The sequence below is a fragment of the Nostoc sp. 'Peltigera membranacea cyanobiont' 232 genome (assembly GCF_002245985.1).
In the GTDB taxonomy this organism is placed as follows: Bacteria; Cyanobacteriota; Cyanobacteriia; order Cyanobacteriales; family Nostocaceae; genus Nostoc.
This window is the reverse complement of sequence record NZ_NOLK01000252.1, coordinates 1-6,746: the sequence shown is the minus strand read 5'-3', so window position 1 is coordinate 6,746 and position 6,746 is coordinate 1. Positions and strand designations below refer to the sequence as shown.

Annotated in this window: 9 protein-coding genes and 1 pseudogene; 3 read left to right on the top strand and 7 right to left on the bottom strand. The window is 43.3% G+C overall.

The window, feature by feature from the left end; translation table 11 throughout:
* Nucleotides 1-157: 157 nt before the first annotated feature.
* From CDG79_RS37990 to CDG79_RS37975, 5 genes and pseudogenes are all read right to left on the bottom strand, one after another.
* A complete protein-coding gene (locus tag CDG79_RS37990) occupies nt 158-448 on the bottom strand; it encodes a hypothetical protein (protein WP_094346684.1) in 291 nt (96 codons plus the stop codon).
* 2 nt (nt 449-450) lie between these two features.
* Nucleotides 451-636, bottom strand: a pseudogene (locus CDG79_RS44525) (hypothetical protein); the annotation flags it as partial.
* A gap of 66 nt (nt 637-702) precedes the next feature.
* On the bottom strand, nt 703-1,164 hold the full coding sequence (locus CDG79_RS37980; protein WP_094346683.1) for a hypothetical protein: 462 nt from the start codon (nt 1,162-1,164) through the stop codon (nt 703-705).
* A 98-nt stretch (nt 1,165-1,262) separates the two neighbouring features.
* Complete coding sequence (locus CDG79_RS45090) at nt 1,263-1,388, bottom strand: hypothetical protein (RefSeq protein WP_262985879.1); 126 nt, start codon at nt 1,386-1,388, stop codon at nt 1,263-1,265.
* A 39-nt stretch (nt 1,389-1,427) separates the two neighbouring features.
* A complete protein-coding gene (locus CDG79_RS37975) occupies nt 1,428-1,781 on the bottom strand; it encodes a helix-turn-helix domain-containing protein (protein WP_094330968.1) in 354 nt (117 codons plus the stop codon).
* Between the two features lie 187 nt (nt 1,782-1,968).
* Between CDG79_RS37975 and CDG79_RS37970 the strand changes: the two genes are divergently transcribed.
* Genes CDG79_RS37970 through CDG79_RS37960 form a run of 3 tightly spaced genes read left to right on the top strand, consistent with a single transcriptional unit; the run spans nt 1,969 to nt 4,967 of the window.
* Nucleotides 1,969-2,805 (top strand): MarR family transcriptional regulator, encoded by an 837-nt coding sequence (locus tag CDG79_RS37970; RefSeq protein WP_094346682.1) that lies wholly within the window; start codon nt 1,969-1,971, stop codon nt 2,803-2,805.
* Nucleotides 2,798-4,189, top strand: a complete 1,392-nt coding sequence (dnaB, locus tag CDG79_RS37965) for a replicative DNA helicase (protein ID WP_094346681.1) — start codon at nt 2,798-2,800, stop codon at nt 4,187-4,189. Before CDG79_RS37970 ends, dnaB begins: the two co-directional genes overlap by 8 nt.
* On the top strand, nt 4,164-4,967 hold the full coding sequence (locus tag CDG79_RS37960; RefSeq protein WP_094346680.1) for a hypothetical protein: 804 nt from the start codon (nt 4,164-4,166) through the stop codon (nt 4,965-4,967). The genes dnaB and CDG79_RS37960 overlap by 26 nt, the downstream gene beginning before the upstream one ends.
* Nucleotides 4,968-5,070: 103 nt before the next feature.
* Here CDG79_RS37960 and CDG79_RS37955 read toward each other — a convergent pair whose 3' ends face one another.
* Complete coding sequence (locus CDG79_RS37955; protein ID WP_223278595.1) at nt 5,071-6,231, bottom strand: HlyD family secretion protein; 1,161 nt, start codon at nt 6,229-6,231, stop codon at nt 5,071-5,073.
* Nucleotides 6,165-6,746, bottom strand: a 582-nt coding sequence (locus CDG79_RS37950; RefSeq protein WP_223278594.1) for an ABC transporter permease, incomplete at its 5' end; no start/stop codon positions are given. The genes CDG79_RS37950 and CDG79_RS37955, both read right to left, overlap by 67 nt.

Sequence of the window (6,746 nt, the reverse complement as noted above, 5' to 3'; positions counted from 1 at the left end):
TTGCTGGGTGGGTTTACATTAGAACAACGTGGTAATTTTTATCACAACCAAAATGTCTGGGTGAAAAGCTCAGAAACTACGACTGGTGACATCCTTGGGCGCTGACTCTAAGACTACAGCACCGGCTGACCAACCTCACGGGAGCCCTATATTTCCCTTACAAATCAAAATCAAGGCTGAAGGTTTGGTCATCAGAATCCTCTGGTTTAGAGTCTGTAGATAGCTCTTTAGTCGGCTGAATAAGTTGGTTTGACTCAGTATTAATCGGGGTGAAAGCTACTTGTTGAGTAGGGAATGTACCCTTTCTGAAAGCAAAATAACAATCAATGATAAAGTAAAGCGTCTCCAGGTAACTTTTACCTAATTGCTGTGATTCTGCAAATATCCGCTCACGATAGCTATCTTTGATCCGAACTTTTTCCGGTGTCAAGTCAAGTTTTTCTGTCATTGTTATAGCTTCCCAGATGTGTTTGGTGAATTCTTGCTCATAATGGTTTTTGCCATTTCTAGAAGCCCAAAAACATTAGCTTCCACTGGATTATCCAGAATTTTGAAACCGTTCTTTTCTAAGAGCTTCTTAAATCCAGGTAAGAGGCAACCTCCACCTATCGCCCAGATTTCATCCCCTTGGTGCTTCAGATGGGCGCTCGATAGATTAAATGGACATCTCCGGTTCAGTGAACTAAGTCGGACGAGATAGTATTAGTCCAACTTTTTCCGAATCTCTTTTGCCTTAGCTTCTAATACAGCCAATAAATCTCTCAGTTGCTCTTGCTGGATATCTTCGACCTTAGTTGCTGAGACATCTCGAATTAGAGAACTGATTTGGTGACTTGGTTTAGGTTTTGTTTCAGGAGCATGTTCAGCAATAGTTTGGGCAACTAGAAAACGAGTTTGAGCGACTGTTAGCCTTTCTTGCAAAACTTGTGATGTAGCATCTTGTCGGATTTTAAGAGCTTTAGTTTCTTCAACTTTTAAATTTTTAGAATTTAGTTTTTGGAGTGACCGGGCATGGTTTGCACCAAGTCCTGATTCTCTAATCGCAATTTTTAAGTCTTCTGAAAGCCGTAAGCAAGGAAAGACATTTGCATCTACTGATGCTGGATTTTGTTGAAAACGTAGTAACAGAGGAATTCTGGGAAGAAATTTTTTTGGCGATCGCATCCAATATCGTTGATATCTGATCGGGACTATTTAAATTAACTTGGTATACATTCGTAGCATGAACTTGATTACTCCCTATTACCACTTGTAACCCAGGTTCACCCAGCAGATGCAAGATTTAACTTAGCTTTTCCCTCGGCATCCAAGTGATGCCTACGGCGGGCTGCGCCTACGCAGTTTTCCATTAATTTTTCTAAAAAATCATCCTCACCCTTATTTACCACAATAAGCGCCTAAGTGTATATGAAAAATTTCTCAGGCTATCATACTGCTACTTGCAGGTCTGTAGTATCCGTATTTTTTCCAGATATGGCCCCTGGTTGTAATACCCAAGCAGCAATCGCTTGTAGTATTTCAGCCTTTTCTTTAGGTGTGGCAGATTCAATTAGTTGAATAGGCGTTAACTCAACTACTCCTATTCTCGCTAGTGCTGGAATTCTACAATTTTCTGGCAGGGCATGAAGGATTTTGAAGTAATTACCAGCTTTTAGGTCGTTTTTGCCATCAAGAAACTTACTAATAGTACTCTCGTGGACACCAGCCCTAACAGAAATCTCTCTTGCTGTTAAGCAACTTTCCCTAATTGCTGTAATTAATATTTCTTGATGTTTATCCATATTGCCACTACTTGCTTTTTTTCAAGTTATTGAATACTATCAAATCTGTCTAGAAAATACAATTTAGCAAAAATCACACTGGCTTAATGGTGCTGGGGTGACAGTTTTGTGAAATTTTAGCGACTTTTACAACAAACTAGCTCTACTTGCATATGCGGGTAAGGGCAAAACTCATTTTATCCATATTATGACAGACACAAAGATTCAGGGGAAGTTCTACCCGCTCCAACATGAAGAATGGCTAAGAGCCTGCCGGGAACTAACCCCAGCACAGAGGGATGTACTCTACTACCTTCGCACTCTCGACCCATACAGCACCGGAATGGAAGTATCACCCTCAAGGATTGCCAAGGATTTATCTACCGCAGAAAAGCCAGTTCACCGCAGTACTGTAGGGCGTGCCCTCAAAGCGTTGGATGAAAAGGGATTTGTCGATATGGAGCTTCTTAAGGTTAAGGTTCACGTTCTTACCAAAGGCTTACACTGTTGCGATGAGGCAACAAGTTGCAATGAGACAACAAGTTGCGATGAGACAACTTTGTTGCCTGACCGCAACTTAGGTGATCATGACGCAACTTGCACGATCGCTACGCAACTTGCGCGATCGCCACGCAACAAGCACGAGCCAGAAGTATCGCCAGATAAAGATTCCAGCACACCTAAGATTAATAAGACTTATTTAGAATTTATAGACTCTCTCTCAGAAACCGAGCGAGCGAATTTTTTAAATTTTTGTGAGGAAAAGACAAAGAACCTCAGCCAGCCAGTGAACGACATTGAGGCTTGGTTAGCTCACACCACTAAAGCCGGACAGAACCGTTGGGAAGTTTATTACAAAAAATTTGTGACCTACCAACAAGCCGAGTCCAAAAAATCTCAAAGTAGCCGTAGCAGTCAAATGAAAAAGTTTCAAGAGGAACTTGAGCAACAACGACAGCAAGCTATGTCCATGTACGGCAACACAAATGAATCAATGGAAGCTTTGCCAAACTCAAGTCTATTATTTCAAGTTGCTTATGACTGAACAACTAAGTTTCCAAGGTGATGGTAGCGATGCCTACGGCGGTAAACTACGCCTGCCACCCCAAAATATTGAGGCGGAAGAGGCGATTTTAGGCGGTATCATGCTTGACCCAGAAGCAATAGGTAGAGTGAGCGATTCTTTGATTCCAGAAGCTTTTTACATCAGCGCTCACAAAGATATCTATCAAGCAGCTCTTAGGCTCTACAGTCAAAGTAAACCCACGGACTTGCTTACAGTCACCAGTTGGCTGACTGACCATGATTTACTTACCCGCATTGGTGGGAGAAATAAATTAGCAACTCTGGTAGACCGCACGGTATCAGCTGTGAACATCGACGCTTTGGCAGGGTTAGTAATGGAAAAATACCTGCGACGGCAGTTAATCAAGGCTGGCAATGAAATTGTGCATCTGGGTTACGAAACTGAAACTGAGTTACCCAAAATCCTTGATCAATCACAACAGAAGGTTTTTCAACTTTCTAACCAAAGCTTTGGTTCAAACACCGAACACAACAGCACAATTACTATTGCAGCTTATAAGGAATTAGATTCAGGAAGCCCTATCTACTCTACAGGACTTGATGAACTCGATAATTTAATGGTCGGATTTGAAGGCGGTACGCTCACCATAGTTGCGGGTAGACCGTCAATGGGAAAGTCCCAGATTTCGTTGCAACTAGCTCTCAAGATGATATTGCTCCACGATTTACCTGTGGCTATCTTCTCGCTGGAGATGACAAAGAAACAATTAGAGTACAGACTGTGGAGTTTAATTAGCGTCACCAATGCCTACAAACATTTAGGATTAACGCCACTGAAGAACGATCGCATCCGCAGACATCGAGCCAAATTTCAACCTTTAGCAGATTGGGAATTCACGCTTATTGCCAAAATCGTTGATATTGCCTCAGAACTGCCGCTTTATATGAATGATTCAAGGGGCATCACCGTTTCACAAATTGCATCAGAATGCCGCCAAATTAAGGCTAAAGAGGGAAAACTGGGGCTAGTTGTCGTTGATTACCTGCAAATGATGGCAGAAGATTCAGGCGGCAACCGGAGTTATGAACTAGGAGATGTAGCCAGGGGACTTTACAAAATGGCAGGGGAACTGGATGTACCCGTGCTAGCACTGTCCCAAATCTCTAGGGGAGTTGAGGGCAGACAGAATAAGCGCCCAATGATGAGCGACCTTAGCCAATCGGGAATTTTAGAAATGGTGGCAGACAATATTATTCTTGCTTACCGGGATGAGTACTACAACCCAGACACTACAGAGCAAGGAATATTAGAGCTAATCATAGCTAAAGCACGGCACGGTGAAACAGGCACAGCAACGGTATTTTTTGACAAGTCCTATGGAATTATCCAGAATTTGCGGTGATGGAATATCGGAGTCCTCAAACTCCACTCGATTCCATCCACCTCCTGTATCGGAACTTTTACTGGGGGGTATTGATAATAGCCCTAGTAAAAACTCTGAACAAATAGACATACCCCTAAGTATTGATAACCCTAGTAAAAAGCCTGAACAAATAGAAATACCCCTAAGTATTGACAACCCTAGTAAAAAGCGCAGAAATTGGGGTGAGGGTAACGGCACTATTCATTGGCGCACCATTACTAGGGGTGGAAAGGACTATCCCCAGGCTTATTATCATTGGCAGGAAAAAGGGAGAAAGAAGACCAAGTACATTCCCAAGAATTTACTGGGGGTTATTCAAGAAGCAGAGTTCAAGAAGCGCCCAATTAGAGAAATTTTGACATTACTGGGTGTTGTACCTAGCCCTAGTAAAAACACATTACTGGGGGATATCGAAAACAGCCCTAGTAACGATGTCGAGCAGTCAAAGATAACCCCCAGTAAAAATAGCCCTAGTAACGATGTCAAACAGTCAGAGATAACCCCCAGTAAAAATAACCCTAGTAAAACTAGACGACACAAAGGATTAGGTAGTGGCTCCATTCAGTGGAAAACCATCACCCTTCACGGCAAAGATTATCCCCAAGCTTGGTATCACTACGAGTTTTGGAAAGATGGCGATCGCCTGGTTAAAAAGTGCAAGTATATTCCAAAACGACTATTAAGCAGAATAGAGAAGCTAGAAGCAGATAAAGCACCAGTTAGAGATATTTTGTCAGTATTGCGTGTAAAATTATAGAAAAACTTCAGAAAAGCCGCACAAATCGTAAATAACACTTAATTTGTTTTCACTGATTTTTCTTTATCAGTGACCAAAACTTTGTGAAACATCTTAATCTCCTTCATTGCAATGGAATTTCGGCATCCGCAGGCATTCCCGGTTTTGCTAGCCTAATCGGTTGCTCCAAGTTCAGTTTCACACCAAACACCTGTTGCACGCGATCGCTCTGAAAATAAACGTTCTCTGGGGTAAACGAGGCTTTAGAATCTATAGCGGTAACGGTTGCTTTAAAAGACTTTTGGTGTTTAGAATCGTTATCTAAATAAACATTGGCAAGTTGTCCGACGCGAACTTGAGCAATTTGCCCACCGGGAATAAAGCCCCGCAGATAAACTTGACTCAAATCTACAACTCTCAGCAAAGGGCGCGATGGTAGAACCACTGTACCGGGTTCAACGCTGCGTGTCGTGATTACACCATCAATGGGGCTTTTCACCGTCAGATTGTTCAAGCGACTCTGAATCAATTGTTGATTCGCTTGGGCAGTTTTCACATCAGCTTGGGCGGCTGCTAGTGTGTTGTGTGCCTGTTGTGCTTGTATCTGCAATCGACTGACATTAGTTTGTTGTCGCCCTGGATTCAGGGTTGTGGTTTGTGCTTGCGTCAATTTTGCCTGAGCAATGTTAACGGCTGTCTGTGCCGCTTCCACAGCAGCTAAACGGCTTTGCAAAGCAGCTTTGGCAGTGTTGTAAAAGGTTCGCGCCACGTCATAGCGTTGTTTGGTTTCGGCTCCTTTGATCGCCAGATGGGCGTAGCGATCGCTATCTACCCCCGCCTGTTCAACTAATGCCCGCGCTTCTTGGACTCGTGCTTGTTCTTGTTTCACAACAGCCTGGGCAGTTGAAACGAGGGCTTTACCTTCCGCGACTTTCCCTTGGGTGTCGCCCTGAGATTGTTGTAAATTCAGATTCGCATCCCCTAGTTGATCTGCCAGAACGGAGATTTGTAAACGGGCGTAGGCTTCTCGTTGTTTTGCGGCGCTTACCTGTGCTATGGCGGCACTTAGTTCGGATTGCACTTCTTCATCACTAAGACGCACTAATAATTGTCCTTTTTTTACTGTGTCTCCTTCTCGCGCAGTGACTTCTTCCACGCGACCGATGCCCTTGGTGCTGACATCGGTTTCGTAGCCTTCAATCCGCCGATTGAATTGAATTATATTTGCAGGTTGGGGGCGAAAAAACCAATACCAGACTCCGATGCCGACAGATGCGATCGCCACTGTCCCCCCCAAATCCACAACCAGCGCCGGGGTTTTTTCGGAGTTGGGATTTTTGACTCGCGTTCTAATAAATCTAAGTTAAATCGAGTCGTAATTTGGCTGACATAGCCCTTTGCCAGTCCAGAACTGTAGGCGTTAATCCCATCAACCACAACCTGAACTTCTGATCTACCAGTTTGTAGCAAATCGCGATCGAAGCTTGGGGGAATGATTAATCCAGCATCTACTTCACCCCGTTCAACTTGTTGGGTGAGAGTTTGTTGACTGTTGGTGTGGCGAGATGCGAGAAACAGACGATTTGCAGTAAACGCATCCACAAAATCTCGACTGATTGTTACTTGATTTTGATCCAAAATACTCAGCCGTAAGTTCGTCACATTAGAATTCATCACATAGCCAAAAATCACCATTGAAATAACTGGTGCGATGGTGAGAAAAATAACCAGTTGGCGATTACGCAAGAGTTCAGTACTTTCTTTGATTAACAGAGCAAATAAGCGACGTTTCATTATCAG